Source organism: Advenella sp. EE-W14 (assembly GCF_012923605.1).
GTDB classification, from domain to species: Bacteria; Pseudomonadota; Gammaproteobacteria; order Burkholderiales; family Burkholderiaceae_B; genus Advenella; species Advenella alkanexedens.
In genome coordinates, this window is the sequence record NZ_JAAVNG010000006.1 from 106,884 (window position 1) to 126,649 (window position 19,766).

Here is a 19,766-nt window from a genome sequence, read left to right on the forward strand (position 1 = left end):
AAACAATGCATTTTCACGTATGCGGCCAATGTAACCTGATGTGGTCTTGAAAATAAAATGATATTTACGGCTTTGTCATAACTTTTATATTATGACAAAGCCGTAGCGCTTGTTTCCTGGCGCTTACCGGGTGCTGGCAAAGGTATCACACTGCGCGATATTACCGCTTTCCAGGCCCCGCTTGAACCAGGTCATGCGTTGCTGTGACGTGCCATGGGTAAACGCGTCAGGAACGACATAACCCTGCTGCTGTTTTTGCAGGCGGTCATCGCCCACGGCGGCTGCCGCATTGATGGCCTCTTCAATATCGCCGGGTTCAATAATGTCCCCCTGGCGTCGCAACTGGTTGGCCCAAATGCCGGCCAGGCAATCTGCCTGCAGCTCGGACAGGACGGAAAGTGCGTTGGCCTGACGCTGGTTGCCACGGCTGCGTGCCTCGTTGACCTGATCCAGGATGCCCAGGCGGTTTTGCACATGATGGCCGATTTCGTGGGCAATTACATAGCCTTGGGCAAAGTCGCCATGCGCACCCAGGCGCTGGCCCATTTCCCTGAAAAAGCTTAAATCCAGGTAAACCTTTTCATCGGCCGGACAATAAAAAGGGCCCATCGCCGCCTGGCCCAGGCCACAGGCACTGCGTGTGGATCCGCTGTATAACACCAGCTTGGGTTCGGGGTAGGCCCCCCATTGCTGTTGCTGGAATATTCTGCCCCAGGCGTCTTCGGTGGTTTTAAGCACCTTGGCCACAAACCTGCTTTCAGCATCGCTGAGGCCTGGCGTTGGTCCTTGTGAATACGTGGTTGCTTCATATTGTGAGGGGGCGTCGGAACCGGTCATTTGCAGCAGCAGGTTGGGATCCACCCCAAAATACATGGCAACCAGGATAAGCACGATGGTTCCCAGGCCAAATTTCTTGCCACCACCGCCACCACCACCACCTCTTCCTCCCCCGAACATGCCGCCACCACGGCCAAACATGCCACCACCCATCCCGGTATGGCTGCCCCGACGATCTTCTATGTTTTTGCTTTCGTCTGACCCATCCAAGCGCATTGTATTTTCCTTGAAACCATGGGTGCGATATTGCACCGCTGTACAAAAGTTTTTGCCTCATTTTAAACATAATCAGGGCAAGTCCCTTATTCCGGGTGTAAACGATTGCAAGTTTTGCGTTCTTGCAACGAAGTCTTTTTTTCACTTAACAAGTCTGCCAACAACTTGCTGGTAAAATGGGGATCAAAGCAGGATGTTGCGTTAATTATTCTCATTCATGGGCGCAATTTCTGTAATGGCGTGTTTTGCTTGCCCGTTTTGGGTCTTATGGAATTTCTGGAGTTGTTTTTGTGGATTTTGGCCAAATAGTTCAATCAATTACCGTTTACGCGCTGCCTTTGCTGTTTGCAATTACCTTGCACGAGGCTGCCCATGGTTATGCCGCCCGGAAATTTGGCGACCAGACCGCTTTTATGCTGGGACGAATCAGCATGAACCCGGTCAAACATATTGATCCGGTGGGAACGATTATTGTGCCGTTGGCCATGGCCCTGCTGAATACCGGGTTTATTTTTGGCTGGGCCAAGCCGGTTCCGGTCAATTTCAATAATTTGCGCAATCCCAAAAAAGACATGATCTGGGTTGCCGCTGCCGGACCTGGTGCCAATCTGCTCATGGCTGTTTTCTGGGCTATCATGGCCAGAGTGGCCCTTGAACTGGGCGGTTTTGGCAGCTTCTGGTGGCTCATGGCCATTGCAGGCATTCAGGTCAACGTCATTCTAATGGTTTTCAACCTGTTTCCCTTGCTGCCCCTGGATGGCGGACGGGTGCTGTCGGGTTTGTTGCCACCCAAGCTGGCCTGGGAATACAATAAAATTGAACCTTACGGCATGTTCATACTCATAGGATTAATAGTAACCGGATTGCTCAGCCCTATTATTTTTCCAATTATCCAAATGGTTGTTCAATGGCTGGTTACCCTGTTCATTCTTTAAGGAACACGAAAAAACATGACAGTACTTAGAATTGTCAGTTATAACATTCACAAAGGGAAAACCGCCTTGGGGCGTCGCAGTTCACTGCTTGATCTAAGTGCAGGGCTTTCGGGCCTGAAAGCGGATCTGGTTTTTTTACAGGAAATCCAGGGGCGAAACGAAAAAGAGCGGCACCAGCATGCCCAGCCTGCCTTATTGGCCGGACATTTGCATATGGAAGTGGCCTATGGGTGCAATGCCATCAGGAAAAAAACCGATCATGGCAATGCACTGTTGTCCAAGTATGAAATTATTGACCATGAAAATGAGGATATTTCCGACCATAAGCTGGAGCAGCGTGGTGTTTTGCATGCCCGGGTAAAGATCGGTGAGCATTGCATACATTGTTTTGTGGTGCATTTGGGGTTGTTTCACGGTAGCCGGATCCGTCAGGTTGCGGCTATTATCGAACGTATCAAGCGTTTGGTGCCCGAAGATGAACCCTTGATTATTGCCGGTGATTTCAATGACTGGAATGAAAAACTGGCTCCTTTTTTTGCCGAAGAGTTGGGTGTGCATGAGGTATTTGCCCAGACACCGCTGCGGCTTGATGATGAACTGCCCCGCATGAAAGTTTCATTCAAGCGTCTTTGGGATACCTTCAGCTTCAGAAAGCTCATGGAGACTGAGAAAAAACTGCGTTCCCAGCGGATGAAATTACCTGAGATTTCCCTGAAAACCTTGCCCAAGGTGCTTAAGCACCTGCAAGACCCCGAGGAATTGCCGCCAGCGCGCACTTTTCCGGCGGCTTTCCCGTGGCTAAGGCTGGACAGGATGTACCAGCGCGGTTTTGAAATCCGTTCTGCCCAGGTATTAAAAGGCAGGCCCTGGAGCAAAATATCCGACCATGCCCCGATCTGCGTGGAGCTGGCATTGGCGAAACCCCAGGATGCGTAATCACCCGCTTACCGTTGGTCGTCCTGGTGGATATCCAGCGCTTCCAGAAAACGTGACACCATATTGTAGGCACCGATGGTGGCGGTCAGTTCCACCAGCTTCTGATTGTCATAATGCTTGCGGACGGCCTCAAAAATTTCTTTGGGAACCTGAATCTGCCGGGTCATTGAATCGGTGTAGGCCAGCACGGCGCGGGTTTGCTCATCAAATAAATCGCTGTTTTCCCAGTCGTCCAGGGCATCAAGCTGGGCTTGGGTGACGCCTTCTTTCAGGGCAATGGGAGCATGTTGGTCGGCTTCGTAGGGAGCGCCATTCAAGACCGCCACCCGCATAATAATCAATTCACGGATATCACCGGGCAGAGTGCTTTTTTGACGTACCGCGGTCAGGTAATCCAACCAGCCCTGGGCAATGGCGGGGCTGTGCAACAGCATTTGGTATAAATGAATAACGCTGCCACGTTCGGCCACAATCTGGTCGACCAGGGGCTTGGTTTGTGGGGTGGTTAAATCGGCATAAGGTAAACGTGCCATTAAATGGTCTCTCCTGTTGTTTTGTGCATTTAATATATGTGGTTGCTCCCGTGGTAAAAACGGGAGCTGCGGTTAATTCATCTTATAAAACCTGCGATACCGTATCGTTGAGCCGACTCACAATATCGCTAATGTCTGCTTCGGTGCAAATAAAGGGGGGGGCCAGCAAAATGTGATCGCCCAGGCGTCCGTCGATGGTGCCGCCCATGGGGTAGACCAGCAGGCCGTTTTCCTTGGCCTGTGCCTTGATTCGGGCATGGGTTTTAAGCGCCGGATCCAGGGGCTTTTTGCTTTCCCGGTCTTGCACCAGTTCGATTCCCACAAACAGTCCGCGTCCACGAATGTCGCCAATATGCCCGTTACCGGAAAATGCCTGGCGTAGTTCATTGCGCAGTTGTTCGCCACGCTGCAGCACATTGGCCAGCAGGTTTTGATCCTGTATGGTTTTTTGAACCGCCAGCGAAGCGGCACAGGCGGTGGCGTGACCAATATAAGTATGGCCATGCTGGAAAAAACCGCTGCCATTGACAATCACATCGTAAATTTTATCCGAGCACAGGGTTGCGCCAATCGGTTGGTAACCGGCCCCCAGGCCTTTGGCAATGGTAATAATGTCGGGTACCACACCGTCTTCTTCGCAGGCAAACAGGTGGCCGGTGCGGCCCATACCCGACATGACCTCATCAAGAATGAGCAAAACACCGTATTTATCGCAAACCGCGCGGATTTTCTGAAGGTAGGTTTTTACCGGTGGCACGGCACCGGCTGTCGCGCCCACCACGGTTTCGGCCACAAAGGCGGCCACGGTGGACGGCCCGAGCTCAAGAATTTTGTCTTCCAGCTCATGGGCCAGGCGGGAGGCATATTGTTCTTCGGACTCGTTGGGAAGCTGGTCACGGTAGGCATAGCAGGGAGACACGTGATGCGCCTCTATGAGCAGGGGTAAAAAAGGCTGGCGTCGCCAGGCGTTGCCACCAATTGCCAGGGCGCCCAGTGTATTGCCGTGATAGCTTTGGCGGCGGGCAATAAAATGTCTGCGTTCGGTTTGGTCAATTTCCACAAAATACTGGCGTGCCAGCTTCAGGGCTGCTTCCACCGCTTCTGAGCCACCTGATACAAAATACACATGGTTAAGATTGCCTGGGGCCTTGTTTTGCAGAAAATCGGCCAGATCCTCGGCCACTTGCGTGGTAAAGAATGAAGTATGTGCATAGGCAATGGTGTCAAGCTGCTGCTTGATGGCCTCAATCACGGCCGGATGTCCGTGCCCCAGGCATGAAACCGCTGCGCCGCCACAGGCATCGATATAACTCTTTCCGTCCGAATCAAAAAGACGGATACCTTTACCGCCCACGGCTGTTTTCAGGGACACTTTGGGGTTACGGTGGAAAACATGGGTCATTTTTCCGGGCTCCGGGTAAATCCCTGTATATAGGTGACAGGGAAGATAAAAATAAGCAAATACGGGCGGTATGGCCTGAATTTGCCGGTTCGGTGTAACGCGGTATAGATGTTCGACTATTCTATACCTTAAGTGAAAATTTCAAAACTCCAAATATTAAAGTAAAATGCAGGCATCATGTATGGCCATAATCGGCAAAGGTGTTCCGTTTACTTTGACCAAAAATAATATGACAACAAAAATTCTTATTGTTCGCTCTTCCTCGCTGGGCGATCTGGTGCACATGCTGCCGGCCATTTCGGATATTGCCAAACATGTTCCTGATGCGCAAATAGACTGGGTTGCTGAAGAGGCTTTTGCTGAAATTCCCGCCTGGCATCCTGCTGTGCATGAGGTTATCAAGGTGGCTCACCGTCGCTGGCGTAAAACCTGGTGGTCGGCGCCTACCCGGAAGGAAAGGGCCGAGCTCAAGCGTAAACTTAAAAGTACCCGATACGATGTTGTGCTGGATATGCAGGCCCTCATGAAATCCGCCTGGATTGTCCGTCAGGCCAAGGGGGTCAAGCATGGGCTGGACTGGAAATCTGCCCGGGAGTCCATGGCTTCCCTGTTTTATGATGTCAGGCATACCGTGGCTTTCTGGCAGCCTGCGGTTACCCGTCAACGTATGCTGGCAGCGGCGACTTTCAATTACCAGTACGACGGCGAGCCCGATTTTGGCCTGCAAAAATTTACCGATGGCGTTGCCATCCAGGATTACGTCGTCATCATGCCCTCGGCCAGTCGTGAAGACAAGCTGTGGCCCGAGGCTGACTGGCATGCCGTATTCCGTGAATTGAATGCTGCCGGGCTAAGCCTGAAGCTGCTGGCCGGCAATGAAAAAGAAACCGAACGCGCCCGGGCGCTGGTACGTGACTTTCCCGATGCCGGGATTTTGCCCCGTATGTCCCTGACCGATGTGGCCCGTGTCATTGCACCTGCCCGCATGATGATTGGGCTTGATAGCGGTCTGACGCATTTGTCCGCCGCGCTGGGTCGTCCTACAATTGGCATTTACAGCGCTTCCACCCCGGTCAGAACACCGCTGGTAGGCGCTGCCTTTACGGCCAGTCTGGGTGACCGGGGCATTCCACCCACACGGGAAATGGTGTTATCCAAACTGAAACAGGCACTGGCAAGCTAACCATGAACCGATTCTTTTATACTAATACGCTGCGTCTGATTGCACCCATTGCATTATGGCTGCTAGAGCGTCGTGCCCGCAAGGCGGGCGGGAAATGGGACATTCGCGGTGATGAGCGTTTTGGCCGTTACCCTCATTCGGCACCTGCCGGTTCCAGCATTGCCCATGGTGATGATGAAGGCTATGCCGAAACCATTTTCACGTTCAGGCGCCCGGTGTGGGTGCATGCCGTCAGTCTTGGTGAAACCCGGGCTGCGCATCCCCTGATTCAGGCTTTGTTGGACCAGGGCTTTCCGGTTTTGTTAACCCATATGACAGCCACTGGCAGGGCGCAAGGTGCCCGTATGTTTGCCGATGCGATTGGTCAGGGTATGTTGTGCCAGGCTTGGGTGCCCTATGATTTCCCCGAGGCAGTCAGGGGGTTTCTGGAGCACTGGAAGCCCCGTTGCGGCATTTTGATTGAACGTGAAATCTGGCCCAATATGGTGGCCGAGGCCAATCGCCAGAAAATGCCGCTGATTGTGGCCAGTGCCCGGTTTTCCGAATCGGCCTACAAACAGGCCCATTGGCTGGGCAGCGTCATGCGTAATGCCCTGGCTGGACTGGATTTGGTGCTTACCCAAAGCCGTGTCGACTCTGCCCGGCTTGATGATCTGGGCGTCAAGCGCCTGCAAGTGGTTGGCAATCTGAAATTTGACCTTAATATTTCTTATAGCCAGGTACATGCAGGTCAAGTGGTACGCCAGGTTATCAACCGTCAGGTGGTGGCCATTGCCAGTACCCGGGACGGTGAAGAAGAGGGTTTTCTCAAGGTCATCAAGGCATTGGTTAAAAATCAAGAGCAACAGTCCCGGCAGGAAGCAGCGTCATCCTTGCCCCTGTTCATGATTATTCCCCGTCATCCACAACGGTTCCGGGAAGTGGAAACACTGATTCAGCAAAGTGGCCTTACGTACCGTTGCCGCTCGCAAAACCCCATCAATGATGATCTGAAAACCATCGATATTCTCTTGTGTGACAGTGTTGGGGACATGTTCTTTTATTACGCCATGTCCGATCTGGCGATTGTGGCAGGCAGTTTTGGCGAGTATGGTGGTCAGAACCATATTGAGCCCTGTGCCGTGGGAGTACCGGTCATTGTTGGCCCGCATACGGAAAATTTCCAGCAATCGGTGGAAGACGCCTTGTCGGAAGGGGCTGCCCGGCGTACCCAGAACGAAGAAGGGGCCATTAAACTGGCTCTTAAAATCCTGGGTAATGAAGAACAGCGGCTTGGCATGAGCAAAGCGGCCAAGCAGTGGTTATCATTGCATGAGGGGGCCACCGATCGTATCATGAGTGCCCTGAAACCTTATCTTCGTTAGTGTATTACCAGAGTTATCCATAATGACCCTATTGCCCAGTGCAGGCATGCTGCAGAAAACCCTGTTTTCCGCCTTGCCTGACTTTTCTTCTATTGCCTGGGTTGAACAAATTGATTCAACCAACACTTTTCTGATGCAGGAAGCGCGCAACCTGCAGAGCCAGTGGGGGCGCCCGGCCCTGATTGGAGCCCATCACCAGCAAAAAGGCAAGGGACGTAGCGGGCGCAAATGGGTGGATAATGCGGGCGCCACCCTGATGTTTTCCTGTGCGTATGATGTTTTCCTGCCGCCGGCGCAACTGCCCATGCTGGCACCGGTAGCCGGTATTGTGGCCTGTGAACAGTTGCGCAAGATGGTGGGCTCTGCCGCACAGGACCGTTTAAGCATGAAGTGGCCCAACGATATCCAGTTTGATGAGGGCAAACTCTCGGGTCTGCTGGTTGAATCGGTCAAGCCGGGAAATGGCCGGGTGAATGACCGTCATCATGTGGTGGTGGTGGGTATGGGAATGAACCTTTCCCAGGCTGAAGCGCTTAGCCAGGACCTGGGTCGCAAAGTGGCCGACTGGACTTCGGTTTTGATGAGCCTGAACCGGCAGGATGAACAGGCTGAGCACATTGCCCTGCTGGTTGCCCGTATTGCCCGTGCCTGGTCCGAGGCTTTTTCCCTTTACGAACAGGAAGGTTTCGCGCCGTTCCGGCAACGCCATGAAAGCCTGGATGCCCTTAAAACATGTGAGGTTAATGTGCTGTCTGGTGATAAAATTGTACTCACAGGCACTGCCAGGGGTTTAAATGACCAGGCATGCCTGGTGGTTGAAAACGGGCAGGGCCTGCATCTTGTCACCAACGGTGATATCAGCATTCGTGCCCGTACCCATACCTAGGAGCGCGCCATGCTCATGCTACTGATCGACTCGGGCAATACCCGGGTAAAAGTCACTTACCTTATCAACCAATTCCGGCAAACCGAAGACCTTCTGGTGCTGGAGCACGACCATATAGACAAACTGCACGACTGGTGCAATACCTTGCCCGAAGTTCCTGTAAGGGCCATTGGCGTTAACGTGGCCGGTGAAGTCATTGCACACAAAATCCAGCAGGCCCTGCCTGCTTCCTGTCCGCTTCAATGGCTGGCCGCGCAGGCGCAAACCCTGCACCTGAAAAACAGTTACCAACATCCCGAACAGCTGGGCGCCGACCGCTGGATGGGGCTCTTGGGGCTTTCCGAACATCGGCAACATCCCGAATTGCCTGCCATGCTGGTGAGCTTTGGTACGGCCACCACCGTTGACAGCATTGATGCCGACAACCTCTTCATGGGGGGGCTGATCTTTCCTGGTGTTATGCTCATGCGTGCCAGTTTGCATAAAGGGACCGCCAATCTGCCTGCCATCGACCTGCGTAAAAGTGAGGTACCCCCGGCTTTTCCGCATAATACCGAACAGGCGATCTTAAGTGGCATTATTGCCGCCCAGGCTGGAGCCATTGTGCGGCAATGGAAAGCCGTACTGGATAAAACCGCTCAGCCTCCCACCATTTTCGTGACCGGTGGTGCCCGGCATGGGGTATTGCCAGAGCTGCACCGTTTGCTTAACGACATCGCGCAGGTAAAGGGATTTGATACAATCACTTTGCAGGAAATTGAATCTCCCGTGCTGGATGGCTTGCGTATCTATGCACGGGCCGAATGGAATCATTAATTATGCGAACCTTGTTTTTTGTTATTTGGCTGGCCAATGGCCTGGTGTATGCACACGGGCAGGGCTGGGTGGGTAAACCGCCCAGTGAAATAAATCCGGGCGGGGCCGTCAAGCCACCCGTGGAATTCAAGTCGCATGCACTTAAAACAGGGCCTTTGGGCCAGTAATAGCAATGGCAATCAAAACAGAAAAAATCATCTTGAACGGGATGGCCGGCAATATGGATTGCGCCATCGACTGGCCCGATACCCCCATCAGGGGCTGGGCCCTGGTGTTGCATCCGCATCCGCTGCATGAAGGTACGCGGGATAATAAAATTGTCACGACGGTGGCCCGGACATGTGCCCAGAACGGTCTGGTTGCCGTGCGTCCCAACTTCAGGGGCGTGGGTCTGTCTGAAGGTGAGTTCGATAAGGCTCATGGTGAAACCCGTGACATGCAAATGCTCATTGAACAAATTGAACGGCTTTATCCCGAAGTGGGCCATAAAAAATGGGTGCTGGCCGGTTTTTCATTTGGTACGGCGGTGGCAGCCCAGCTGTATGCCGAACAAAAAGAGGCTCAGCATCAATTGCCCGATGCCATGATGCTGCTGGGGCCAGCCGTATGGCGGTTTCAATATCGTGATATTGAACTACCTGCCGATTTGCTGGTCGTACATGGTGAAAAAGATGAGGTTGTGCCTTTGCAGGAAGTTTTCGACTGGATCAGGCCTTATCAGATCCCGGTAACGGTGATTCCCGAGGCGACCCATTTTTTTCATGGGTTCCTGATTCAATTGAAAAGATTGATACAAATTAAGCTGGACCAAATCCTGAAATAAGTCAGTGCTGGCGTGGGTTTACCGGCAACAGGGCTTATAATAAACCGCAATGGCATGGTTTTTCATGCCATTGCCTTATCTTACAACTCTAACCGGATACTGTTTTTTTATGTCTTCCCGTCGTTTATTACTTGGTCTGATCGTTGTGGCACTCGCTGGGGGTGCCTATTATTTTTATGATAAAAATAAAACACCTGCCCAGGCAGAAACCACGGTAAACGGTTCAGTTGTTACCTCGGTACTTAATAATCCCGCACCTGCTGCTACCCAGGCCCCTGAAGCCCGCTCAAGCATTACTGTTACCAACGCCCAAACGCCGGTTGTCAGTGACTTTGCCAGTGTTGCTCCACCTAACCCGCCTATTAAGGCCTGGATGGTTTTTGATGTAAACAGCAACCAGATTATTGGTAATGTCGAACCCGACCTGCGAATTGCACCGGCCTCACTGACCAAACTCATGACGGCCAGCCTGGTGTTTTCCGCCTTGGACGACAAACGCATCAGCCTTGACCAAATGGTGACCGTTTCTGAAAAGGCCTGGAAAACCGGTGGTTCGCGCATGTTTATTGAGGTGAATAAACAGGTATCGGTGGGTGATTTGCTGCAAGGCATGATTGTGCAGTCTGGCAATGATGCCACCATTCAGCTGGCCGAAGTGGTGGCTGGCAGCGAAAGTGTTTTTGTGGGGCAAATGAACCAGGAAGCCAAAGCCTTTGGCATGAACAACACCAGTTTTGGTGATCCTACCGGCCTGCCTTCGCCAGACACCTACACCACCGTGCGTGATCTGTCGGTGCTGGCTCAACATATTATTAAAGATCACCCCAGCTATTATCATTATTTCAGTCAACCTGAATTTACCTTCAATAAAATCAGGCAACCTAACCGTAATGGTTTGCTGTATCGCAATATCGGGGTGGATGGTCTGAAAACCGGTCACACCGATGACGCGGGTTACTGCCTGATTTCCACGGCTCTGCGCGATGGTCGCCGTATTATCACGATTGTAGTGGGGGCTGATTCGGTGCGTGCCCGCGAACAGATCAGTCAAACCCTGCTTGACTGGGGGTTCCAGAACTTCAGCGACAAAACCGTTGCCGAAGCCGGCAAACCTCTGGTGCAGCCACGGGTCTGGGAAGGTGAAACCAAGCAGGTTAACCTGGGTTCGCTGAATCCGGTTATCGTTACGGTACCCCGTGGCCAGGAAAATGCCGTCCAGGTCGTTACCCAATACAACGGCAAACTGGTGGCTCCGCTGGCCAAAGGTCAAACCGTGGGTACGGTACAGTTTGTGCTCGATGGCAAAATCCTTAAACAGGAACCCCTGGTGGTTACCGAAGCGGTTGCCCAAGCCGGTTTCGTGGGTCGCATGTGGGACAAGCTGCTGGGCATGTTCTAGGATTGCAGGTATGCATTCCCCCGCAGGAGCGTTTCTGGTTCCCACGCTCCCGCGTGGGAACCAGTGCGATGCGGGGGACGGGTCTGCATTCCCACGCAGGAGCGTGGGAACGAGACGGATAATTCCCCGCCTGCGGAGGGGTGGCGCATAGCGCCGGGGTGGTTCTGTCCGGTTCCCAAGCTCCCGCGTGGGAACGGGCACGATACTTTTGGTTCCCATGCTCCTGCGTGGGAACGAGAGTTTTCAACACATTTTTTATTTTCAGGCCGCCTTGAAAAACTTCAGTCCGGCCTTATTTTCTAGGCATAGAGGTTTACGGTGATACAAGGCATTAGCAGTGACAGCCTGGTTTATCTGAATGGCGAATACCTGCCACTCAGCCAGGCAAAAATTTCGGTTCTGGACAGGGGTTTTATTTTTGGTGATGGCATTTATGAAGTGGTACCGGCCTACAACCGCAAACCATTCCGCCTGAACGAACACGTGGCCCGTCTGGAGCGCAGTCTTAAGGCCATCAAGCTGGAAACCGGCAAAACCACCCAGGACTGGATTCAGCTCATGACCGACATGGTTAACAAAGCCGAAACTGATAATACCTTTGTTTACCTGCAAGTCACCCGTGGCGTGGCCAAGCGCGATCATGCTTACCCAAACCCGCCGGTAGCACCCACCATTTTCTTGATGAGTTCTCCGTTTGTGCGGCCTTCCGAAGAGTTGCGCACCAAGGGTTTCAGGGTGGTAAGCATGCCCGACGAACGCTGGTATCATTGCGACGTCAAAAGCGTTTCCCTGTTGGGTAATATTCTGGCCAAAGAATATGCGCATGCCAAAGGGGTGGACGACGTCATCCAGTTTCGTGACGGCTTCATGACCGAGGCCTCTTCGGCCAACATCTGGGTGGTTAAAGACGGTACGCTGCTGGCGCCGCTTAAGAACAACCTGATTCTGGAAGGCATTCGCTACGGCCTAATGGAAAAACTGGCGGCCCAATGTGGCATCCCGTTTGTGGCACAAAACATTAGCGAAGAACAGGTCGCCCAGGCCGACGAATTGCTGTTTACCTCGGCCACCAAAGAAGTGCTGCCGATTCTTGAATACAATGGCCAGCCGGTGGGCCAGGGTGTTGCCGGCCCCATCTACCAAAAACTGCGTGCCGCTTACGATTTGGAAATTGAACAATTATGATGAAAGAAATTCCCCCCGAAGAATCCTTAATTGAATACCCCTGTGATTTTCCCATTAAGGTCATGGGCGTTAACCACCCTGAACTGGCACAAATGCTGGTTGAACTGGTATTGCAGCATGACCCCGGCTTTGATGCCGCTACCGTTGAAATGCGTGCCAGCAAAGGCGGCAATTACATCGGTTTGACCTTTACCGTGCGCGCCATTTCCCGCGAACAGCTGGACAACATCTATCGTTCCCTGCATGGTCACGAGCTGGTGAAGGTTGTGCTGTAAGCTTATGGCGCAGCTGAAACGGCTTGAAGGCCTGGCCGACTACGAAAGTACCTGGCAGGCCATGAAAACCTTCACGGAAAACCGCCAGCCAGACACGGAAAACCAGATCTGGCAGGTAGAGCACCCGCCAGTGTACACCCTTGGGCAGGCTGGCAAACCGGAACACGTTCTTAACCCGGGCAAGATACCGGTTGTGCGATGCAACCGGGGCGGCCAGGTGACCTACCATGGCCCCGGGCAGGTGGTGATTTACCCCTTAATCAACCTGCATCGCGCCAACATGTTCGTTAAAGAATACGTTACCGCGCTGGAAGACGCCATTATTCATACCCTGAATGACTATGGCATTACCCAGGCCTGCCGCAAAGACGGTGCACCCGGGGTGTATGTACCCATGGAAAACGGTGAATTGGCCAAAATTGCCGCCCTGGGTGTGAAAGTCAGCCGTGGCTGCACCTACCATGGCCTGGCCATTAATGTTGACATGGATTTAAGCCCGTTTGACGGCATCAACCCTTGCGGTTACGCCGAATTAAAAACCATTGATATGAAAACCGTTGGCGCGAAAGCCAGCTGGCAGGAAGTGGCAGACAAGGTAAGCGGGTATCTGATGGAAGTGTTTGCGTAAGTAAGTTTAGCGATGCATTCCCACGCGGAGCATGGGAACGAGGATGGCGTGTTTCTGGTTCCCATGCTCCTGCGTGGGATCCGATACGATGCGTGGGGCTGGTTTGCATGCCCACGCAGAGCGTGGAAATGAGAGCTGATCGAGTATCGTGAACGTCTACATAATCAAATTTGAGCAAAAATCCTGTTTTTTAATTGATTTTATGTATGTATAATTGAAAAAATGCATTTTCAAAACAATATAATCGGTTTTGTGCATGCCCGCATTCCCACGCAGGAGCGTGGGAACGAGCAGTCGGTTACCCGCATTCCCCACGGGAGCATGGGAACGAGCAGTCGGTTACCCGCATTCCCCACGGGAGCATGGGAACGAGCAGTCGGTTACCCGCATTCCCTACGGGAGCATGGGAACGAGCAACGAGCGATAGGAAACCTGGTTCCCATGCTCCTGCGTGGGAACCGATACGATGCGTGGGGATGCATATTCTTTGTGCGCACAACCGCTGAACCCAACAGGAGTAATTGATGAAGACGCTTCCCGATGACCCCATCGGCGCGGCATGGTTGGCCAAAACGTATCAAATCATTCCGGTAGGGCGTTTGCCAGTACAAAGCCAGATCGGTGGCCGACGGGTTACGCAAATTATAGATGGTGACCGGCTGGAAACCTATCCGGAAACCATGCGGCCTACTTCAGAGCCTGCAGCCCATTTGCAATTTCATTTGCGTCACGAAATTCCTCATCTGGAATTTTTATCCCGTTTGTTTGCCAAAACTGGGGGTGATTTTATCCAGACCTGGGTTAATGCCGAACCCACAGGACAATATGCGCGCCGGGCGGCTTTTTTATATGAATGGATCAGCAATGCTACGTTACAGCTACCAGAACGCTTGGGTGGCAACTATGTTGATGCCATCGATAGCAGCAAACTGGTGGCCTCTTCAACAGACCAAGTCATAAAATCATCGCGTTGGCGTGTTAATGATAACTTGCCGGGAACGCGCTACTTCTGTCCGATGATTGTCAAAACCGATGCTGTCATGCTGGCCATGAAGCTGGATGTGCCGCATTTATTCCAGAACCTGGCTGCTGAATTTGGTGAAGACCTGTTAAGACGTGCCGCCATCTGGATGACATTGCGGGAAAGCAAAGCCAGTTTTGCCATAGAAAGGGAGGCGGACCGCACCAATCGCATTGAACGGTTTGCCGATGTCATGGCGCGCCGGACCGGGCAGGGTGATTTACCTTTAAGCAACGAGGCACTTGCACAATTACAGGGTGAAATCCTGGGCGATCGCACCACGGTTACGCATTTTGGTGTGCGTCAGTCTCCGGTATTTGTGGGGGAAACCTTCCAGTACCAGGATGTGGTTCATTATGTGGCGCCGCCAGCGGCAGAGGTGCCGCCCATGCTGGAAGGCCTGCGCGTTTTTCTGGAGCGTACCCAAGGGCAGTCACCGGTCATGCGTTGTGCGGTAACCGCTTTTGGTTTTGTATATATTCACCCATTGGCGGATGGCAATGGCCGCATACACCGCTTTCTGGTTAATGACCTGCTGCGTCGTGACGGGGCTGTGCCAGACCCTGTTATTTTGCCTGTGTCAGCGGTTATTACAGACAATGCCGCAGAACGTCGGGCTTATGACATGATATTGGATGAGGTTTCCAAACCCTTGATGCGAACGCTAAGTGATGATGTTTCGTTTAGCGCCACCGACATCACTTACCCGGATGGCGTAACATCCAATTTTGAATTCAGCGGTGTCGAAAAAGCCCGTCATGTATGGCGTTACCTTGACCTTGGGCCGCATGTGATGTATTTGTCCAATATTATCAGGCGGACGTTAACTGAACAGATGCGTGAGCAATCCCGTTATTTACGCAATCATGCACGGGCACGCCAGGCACTTAAAGAAATAATTGAAATGCCCGACCAGCAGGCCGACCGCGTGCTGCGTTCCATTGAGCAAAACCAAGGTGCATTAAGCAACGTATTGGCCAAACAGATGCCAATATTGCAGGCACCGGGTATATGGGACGAGATTGTTGAAGCGGTAGCACGAGCTTTTCAAGAGGATTTGCTGGTTGACCAGCACGTCGTTAATAGGTATCACCCATCGCGGCCGGCTGGTGGAAAGTAAACTTTTCCTGGAACTTCAGCGTTAATAGGCATTGGCTCCCACGCGGAGCATGGGAACCAGGAACAGGACAACCAGAATTCCTCGTTCCCATGCTCCCGCGTGGGAACGCGTACATTCTACAAAAACATACTACAATTGCATACAAATTCAATTGCAATCCCAAACAGGACCCATCTCACCCCATGAAAACAAAATATCAAACCCATTTGGACAGTACGGTTGTACTCATAAGCGCATTGATGTTTTTGTTTGTGGTGAGTAACCAGAACTTGCCCAGTGGCGTGTTTTATGTGCTGTGCGTTTTATCTTTAGTGGTATGGGGTGCCAACCGTAAAAACATTCAAAACGAACCTGCTGCCTGTTCAAGCCAATACAAAACCCTGTTCATCCTGTGTTCTGTCAACCTGCTGGCCGTGCTGGTATCCAAAATCGCGCACCAGCATCTTTCCGGTTCTGAAATAGAAAAAGCCCTACGGTTTTCAGTGGGGCTGCCCTTGCTGGTGCTGGGCATGAAATACATTCCGGTAGATAAACTGAAACACTGCTTGTGGGGTGTTTATGCAGCGGTGCTTTATGCTTTCGCTTATATTTTTTATTTGTCATGGCCTACCTTTCTAAGGCCGGAAACCACGGATGTCTACAATGCAGTAAGTTACGGCGTTATTACTTTGTTGTTAAGCTGCATTACCTTATATTCCATGGGGGTGCCATTAACCAGTAAACCCCGTTTAGAAAAAACCGCCAAAATCATCATTGGCCTGCTGGGCATGGCTGGTTTTATGCTTACACAAACCCGCACTGGTCTGGTTGCATTTCCCCTGTTTTTACTGCTGGGCATCTTGCTTGCCTGGAAAGACAAATCACGGGTCAAAATCGTGGCTGGCTATTTGGTAAGTTTGGCTGTTGTGTTTGCCTTGCTGTTTTCCATGCCAATGGTACAAAACCGGGTGGAAGAGGCTAAAAATGAATTTTTGCACTGTGTCCAGGTCGATCCTATTGCAACCACCTCTATCTGCATCCGCTTGCAACTGTGGAACTCAGCCATCGATATATGGAAACGGAATCCCTTAACCGGAACGGGTAGCAATGGACAATATCAAGAAGAATTAAAAACGCATGCGCTTGCGAAAGGGCTGGTATCAGAATATACGGCGAACGATTTTGGTGAACCGCACAATGATTACTTGCAAGTCTTAAGCAGCTTTGGGCTTTTAGGTGAGCTGGGTTTACTATTTTTATATTTTGCCCCAGCCTGGATATTTGTAAAGCGGCTGGTTCAATCCAACCAGCTGGCCATTCGCAGTTTTGCCGCCATGGGGGCCGCTGTTTGTTTGGGCTTTGCCATGTACGGCATGACGGAGCTCATGTTCCGTGGCATGCGAACGCTTTCTTTTTATACTTTCATGGTGGCGGTATTCTTGCTGCTTTCTGCCGCCCGGAAAGACAGTCAAGTGTCCGGCAAACAGGCTTAAAGCTGACAAGTTAAACGCGTAAGGACTCAAGGGTTTTCAAGTATTGCGGATTGAATAACGTTAAAATGAACAATTCTGCCCGGTAAAACCGGGCATGCGCCAGATAAACTGCAAGGTAAGACATATCATGAGTACCGATTCAGCCGTAACACCCGCTTCAAAAAACGCCAATTACGACGCCACCAAAAAACAAAAATCATTTGAAAAAACGTCGCGTATTCCTATCAAGATCATTCCTGCCGAGCGTTTAAAAAAACCCGACTGGATTCGTGTAAAGGCCGCCGCACCCAACTCGCAATTTAACGACATCAAGCGTATTCTGCGCGAAAACGATATGTTTACCGTGTGTGAAGAAGCCTCCTGCCCGAACATAGGTGAATGCTTTGGCAAGGGCACGGCCACCTTCATGATTATGGGTGATAAATGTACCCGCCGCTGCCCCTTTTGTGATGTGGGTCATGGCCGCCCAGATCCGCTGGATGTTAACGAACCGGCCAACCTGGCCAAATCCATTGCGCAAATGCGCCTGAAATACGTGGTGATTACATCGGTAGACCGCGATGACCTGCTGGACGGTGGCGCTGGTCACTTTGTTGAATGTATTAATGAAGTGCGTGAACGTTCGCCCCTAACTACCATTGAAGTACTGGTGCCCGATTTTCGTGGCCGCCTGGAAAAGGCCCTGGATATTTTTGCCCAAGGTGTGCCCGATGTCATGAACCATAACCTGGAAACCGTACCCCGTTTATACAAGCAATCTCGCCCGGGGGCCGATTACATGCACTCGTTAAAACTGCTGAAAGACTTCAAGGCCCGTCACCCAAATGTTCCCACCAAATCTGGCTTAATGGTTGGCCTGGGTGAAACCGATGAAGAAATCCTGCAGGTCATGCGTGACATGCGTGAGCATGATATTGAAATGCTGACCATCGGCCAGTACTTGCAGCCTTCCGAGCATCACTTGCCCGTGACGCGTTATGTGCACCCTGATACCTTCAAAATGTTTGAGGAAGAGGCCTACAAAATGGGCTTTACCCATGCAGCGGTGGGGGCGATGGTAAGGTCTTCTTATCATGCGGATCAGCAGGCGCATGCGGCTGGTGTGTGAACAGTTTTGGTGATTTAAAAATATAAAATGCTCTGCTAAAAAAGCAGGGCATTTTTGTTGACTGGAACACTTTCTCTAACCAACATGCTTATTTACAGAGGAAAAGTCTTGGCAACGTTACTAGGTAAAATTATTGCCCTTAAAAACCATCAGGGCTTATGGCGTTATATGGCCAATACCTCGTGGCTGTTAGCTGAACAGGTGCTACGTATTATTGCAAGCTTATTGGTTGGAATATGGGTAGCACGTTACCTTGGTCCTGAGCAGTATGGGGTATTTAATTATGTTCTCGCCTTCACGGCTATCTTTGTAGGCTTTGCCAAGCTGGGGTTGGACGATATTTTGGTGCGAGAGTTGGTGAGTAAGCCAGAGCAGCGGGATGTATTTCTTGGGACTGCTTTTTGGTTGAAAGTCATGGGGGCATTCCTGGTAATGATATTAGTGGCATGTATTGTGCCGTTTACTTCCAATGATGCCACTACCAATCTTTACATTTTCATTATTATATCCGGCCTTGTTTTTCAAAGCTTCGAGGTTGTAGGATTTTATTTCCAGTCTCAGGTTTTGGCCAAGGTGGTCTCTCTTTGCAAGGTTATTCAACTTTTATTATCTTCAATTATTAAAGTTTATCTTGTGGTGACTAAGGCTGAATTATTCTGGTTTGTGTGTGTAAGTAGCTTTGACATGTTTAGCCTGGCAGTCAGTTACTATGTTGCCTATCTAACCAGAGGCAATGCGAGTTTTTTTAAATGCTTTAATGTTGAAGTGGCAAAAAAACTGCTTAAAAACTCATGGCCACTTATTTTATCTTCACTGGTTGTGACAATTTATATGCGTATAGACCAGATTATGATTAAAGAAATGCTGGGAGAGTATGAAGTGGGTATTTATGCAGCAGCCGTAAGATTAAGTGAGGCCTTTTACTTTATACCTGTGCTTTTGACGTCTTCGCTTTTTCCGGCCATTTTAAATGCCAAGAAAGAAAGCAAAAAGTTATATCAAAAAAGAATTCAGCGTCTTTATACTTTTTTGGTATGGATGGCAATCATTATTGCACTGATCATGACTTTGCTAAGTGACTGGCTGGTTACATTATTGTATGGCAAGGAATACTTACCTGCCGGGAAGGTGCTTGTGATTCATGTATGGGCATCGGTTTTTGTTTTTATTGGTGTGGCATTTTATAAATACCTGATGGCTGAAAATCTTATAAAAATTGATTTTCAACGTACTCTCGCAGGTGCTGTTGCCAATGTAGGCCTTAATTTGATTTTGATTCCAAAGTACGGTTTGGTAGGGGCGGCAGTGGCAACCCTAGTTGCTCAGTTCATTGCAAACTATATGTATGACTTTTTTGATAAAAGGCTTCATGCACAACTGTTTTTAAAAACGCAAGCAGTTTTTTTGCCTTTCAGAGCATTTAAATGAAGAGGCCATGATATAAAATCATACGGTTTACTTAAGTAATATTGCTTAAAATTTGATAGTAGATTCATTGTGAATTTATGTTAATCAATCTTATTGAGCGTTGTTAAGTGGTGTTTATGCAATCTATTTAGTATATATTTCCGCATTAAATGCTGTTTGAATGTATAAAAAATACCTCAGAAACATATAAAAACCATGT

19 protein-coding genes are annotated in these 19,766 nt (G+C 50.7%); 16 read left to right on the forward strand and 3 right to left on the reverse strand.

Annotation, left to right across the window (positions count from 1 at the left end):
• Window positions 1-123: 123 nt before the first annotated feature.
• Window positions 124-1,053 (reverse strand): neutral zinc metallopeptidase, encoded by a 930-nt coding sequence (locus HCX92_RS02875; RefSeq protein ID WP_169293418.1) that lies wholly within the window; start codon window positions 1,051-1,053, stop codon window positions 124-126.
• A 290-nt stretch (window positions 1,054-1,343) separates the two neighbouring features.
• On the opposite strand from HCX92_RS02875, the gene HCX92_RS02880 reads away from it, so the two are divergent.
• Window positions 1,344-1,988, forward strand: coding sequence for a site-2 protease family protein (locus HCX92_RS02880; protein ID WP_169293419.1), 645 nt, complete (start codon window positions 1,344-1,346; stop codon window positions 1,986-1,988).
• Between the two features lie 15 nt (window positions 1,989-2,003).
• Window positions 2,004-2,924 carry an endonuclease/exonuclease/phosphatase family protein gene (locus HCX92_RS02885; protein WP_169293420.1) on the forward strand — a complete coding sequence of 307 codons (921 nt, stop codon included), beginning with the start codon at window positions 2,004-2,006 and terminating at the stop codon, window positions 2,922-2,924.
• Window positions 2,925-2,932: 8 nt separating this feature from the next.
• Here the strand turns inward: HCX92_RS02885 and HCX92_RS02890 are convergent, their stop codons facing one another.
• Entirely contained in the window at window positions 2,933-3,457 is a 525-nt protein-coding gene (locus tag HCX92_RS02890; protein ID WP_169293421.1) for a carboxymuconolactone decarboxylase family protein, read from the reverse strand.
• Between the two features lie 82 nt (window positions 3,458-3,539).
• A complete protein-coding gene (locus tag HCX92_RS02895) occupies window positions 3,540-4,859 on the reverse strand; it encodes an aspartate aminotransferase family protein (protein ID WP_169293422.1) in 1,320 nt (439 codons plus the stop codon).
• Window positions 4,860-5,088: 229 nt separating this feature from the next.
• Between HCX92_RS02895 and waaC the strand changes: the two genes are divergently transcribed.
• The 14 genes from waaC to HCX92_RS02965 all read left to right on the forward strand — a co-directional run bounded on the left by waaC (window position 5,089) and on the right by HCX92_RS02965 (window position 19,567).
• On the forward strand, window positions 5,089-6,042 hold the full coding sequence (gene waaC / locus HCX92_RS02900; RefSeq protein ID WP_169293423.1) for a lipopolysaccharide heptosyltransferase I: 954 nt from the start codon (window positions 5,089-5,091) through the stop codon (window positions 6,040-6,042).
• Window positions 6,043-6,044: 2 nt separating this feature from the next.
• Window positions 6,045-7,406: a 3-deoxy-D-manno-octulosonic acid transferase gene (locus HCX92_RS02905; RefSeq protein WP_169293424.1), complete on the forward strand. Its 1,362-nt coding sequence runs from the start codon at window positions 6,045-6,047 to the stop codon at window positions 7,404-7,406.
• Window positions 7,407-7,428: 22 nt separating this feature from the next.
• On the forward strand, window positions 7,429-8,292 hold the full coding sequence (locus HCX92_RS02910) for a biotin--[acetyl-CoA-carboxylase] ligase (RefSeq protein ID WP_169293425.1): 864 nt from the start codon (window positions 7,429-7,431) through the stop codon (window positions 8,290-8,292).
• A 9-nt stretch (window positions 8,293-8,301) separates the two neighbouring features.
• A complete protein-coding gene (locus HCX92_RS02915) occupies window positions 8,302-9,108 on the forward strand; it encodes a type III pantothenate kinase (RefSeq protein WP_169293426.1) in 807 nt (268 codons plus the stop codon).
• 2 nt (window positions 9,109-9,110) lie between these two features.
• On the forward strand, window positions 9,111-9,275 hold the full coding sequence (locus HCX92_RS02920) for a hypothetical protein (RefSeq protein ID WP_169293427.1): 165 nt from the start codon (window positions 9,111-9,113) through the stop codon (window positions 9,273-9,275).
• Window positions 9,276-9,280: 5 nt separating this feature from the next.
• On the forward strand, window positions 9,281-9,931 hold the full coding sequence (locus HCX92_RS02925) for an alpha/beta hydrolase (protein ID WP_169293428.1): 651 nt from the start codon (window positions 9,281-9,283) through the stop codon (window positions 9,929-9,931).
• Between the two features lie 109 nt (window positions 9,932-10,040).
• A complete protein-coding gene (locus HCX92_RS02930) occupies window positions 10,041-11,330 on the forward strand; it encodes a D-alanyl-D-alanine carboxypeptidase family protein (protein ID WP_169293429.1) in 1,290 nt (429 codons plus the stop codon).
• Between the two features lie 318 nt (window positions 11,331-11,648).
• Window positions 11,649-12,515, forward strand: coding sequence for a D-amino acid aminotransferase (locus HCX92_RS02935; RefSeq protein ID WP_169293430.1), 867 nt, complete (start codon window positions 11,649-11,651; stop codon window positions 12,513-12,515).
• A complete protein-coding gene (locus HCX92_RS02940) occupies window positions 12,515-12,790 on the forward strand; it encodes a DUF493 family protein (RefSeq protein WP_169293647.1) in 276 nt (91 codons plus the stop codon). The genes HCX92_RS02935 and HCX92_RS02940 overlap by 1 nt, the downstream gene beginning before the upstream one ends.
• A 4-nt stretch (window positions 12,791-12,794) precedes the next feature.
• Window positions 12,795-13,418, forward strand: coding sequence for a lipoyl(octanoyl) transferase LipB (gene lipB, locus HCX92_RS02945; protein ID WP_169293431.1), 624 nt, complete (start codon window positions 12,795-12,797; stop codon window positions 13,416-13,418).
• Window positions 13,419-13,942: 524 nt separating this feature from the next.
• Window positions 13,943-15,559, forward strand: coding sequence for a Fic family protein (locus HCX92_RS02950; RefSeq protein ID WP_169293432.1), 1,617 nt, complete (start codon window positions 13,943-13,945; stop codon window positions 15,557-15,559).
• Between the two features lie 182 nt (window positions 15,560-15,741).
• Window positions 15,742-17,031, forward strand: a complete 1,290-nt coding sequence (locus HCX92_RS02955) for an O-antigen ligase (RefSeq protein WP_169293433.1) — start codon at window positions 15,742-15,744, stop codon at window positions 17,029-17,031.
• A gap of 127 nt (window positions 17,032-17,158) precedes the next feature.
• Complete coding sequence (lipA, locus tag HCX92_RS02960) at window positions 17,159-18,139, forward strand: lipoyl synthase (RefSeq protein WP_169293434.1); 981 nt, start codon at window positions 17,159-17,161, stop codon at window positions 18,137-18,139.
• A 108-nt stretch (window positions 18,140-18,247) separates the two neighbouring features.
• Entirely contained in the window at window positions 18,248-19,567 is a 1,320-nt protein-coding gene (locus tag HCX92_RS02965) for a flippase (RefSeq protein ID WP_211182238.1), read from the forward strand.
• Window positions 19,568-19,766 lie beyond the last annotated feature (199 nt).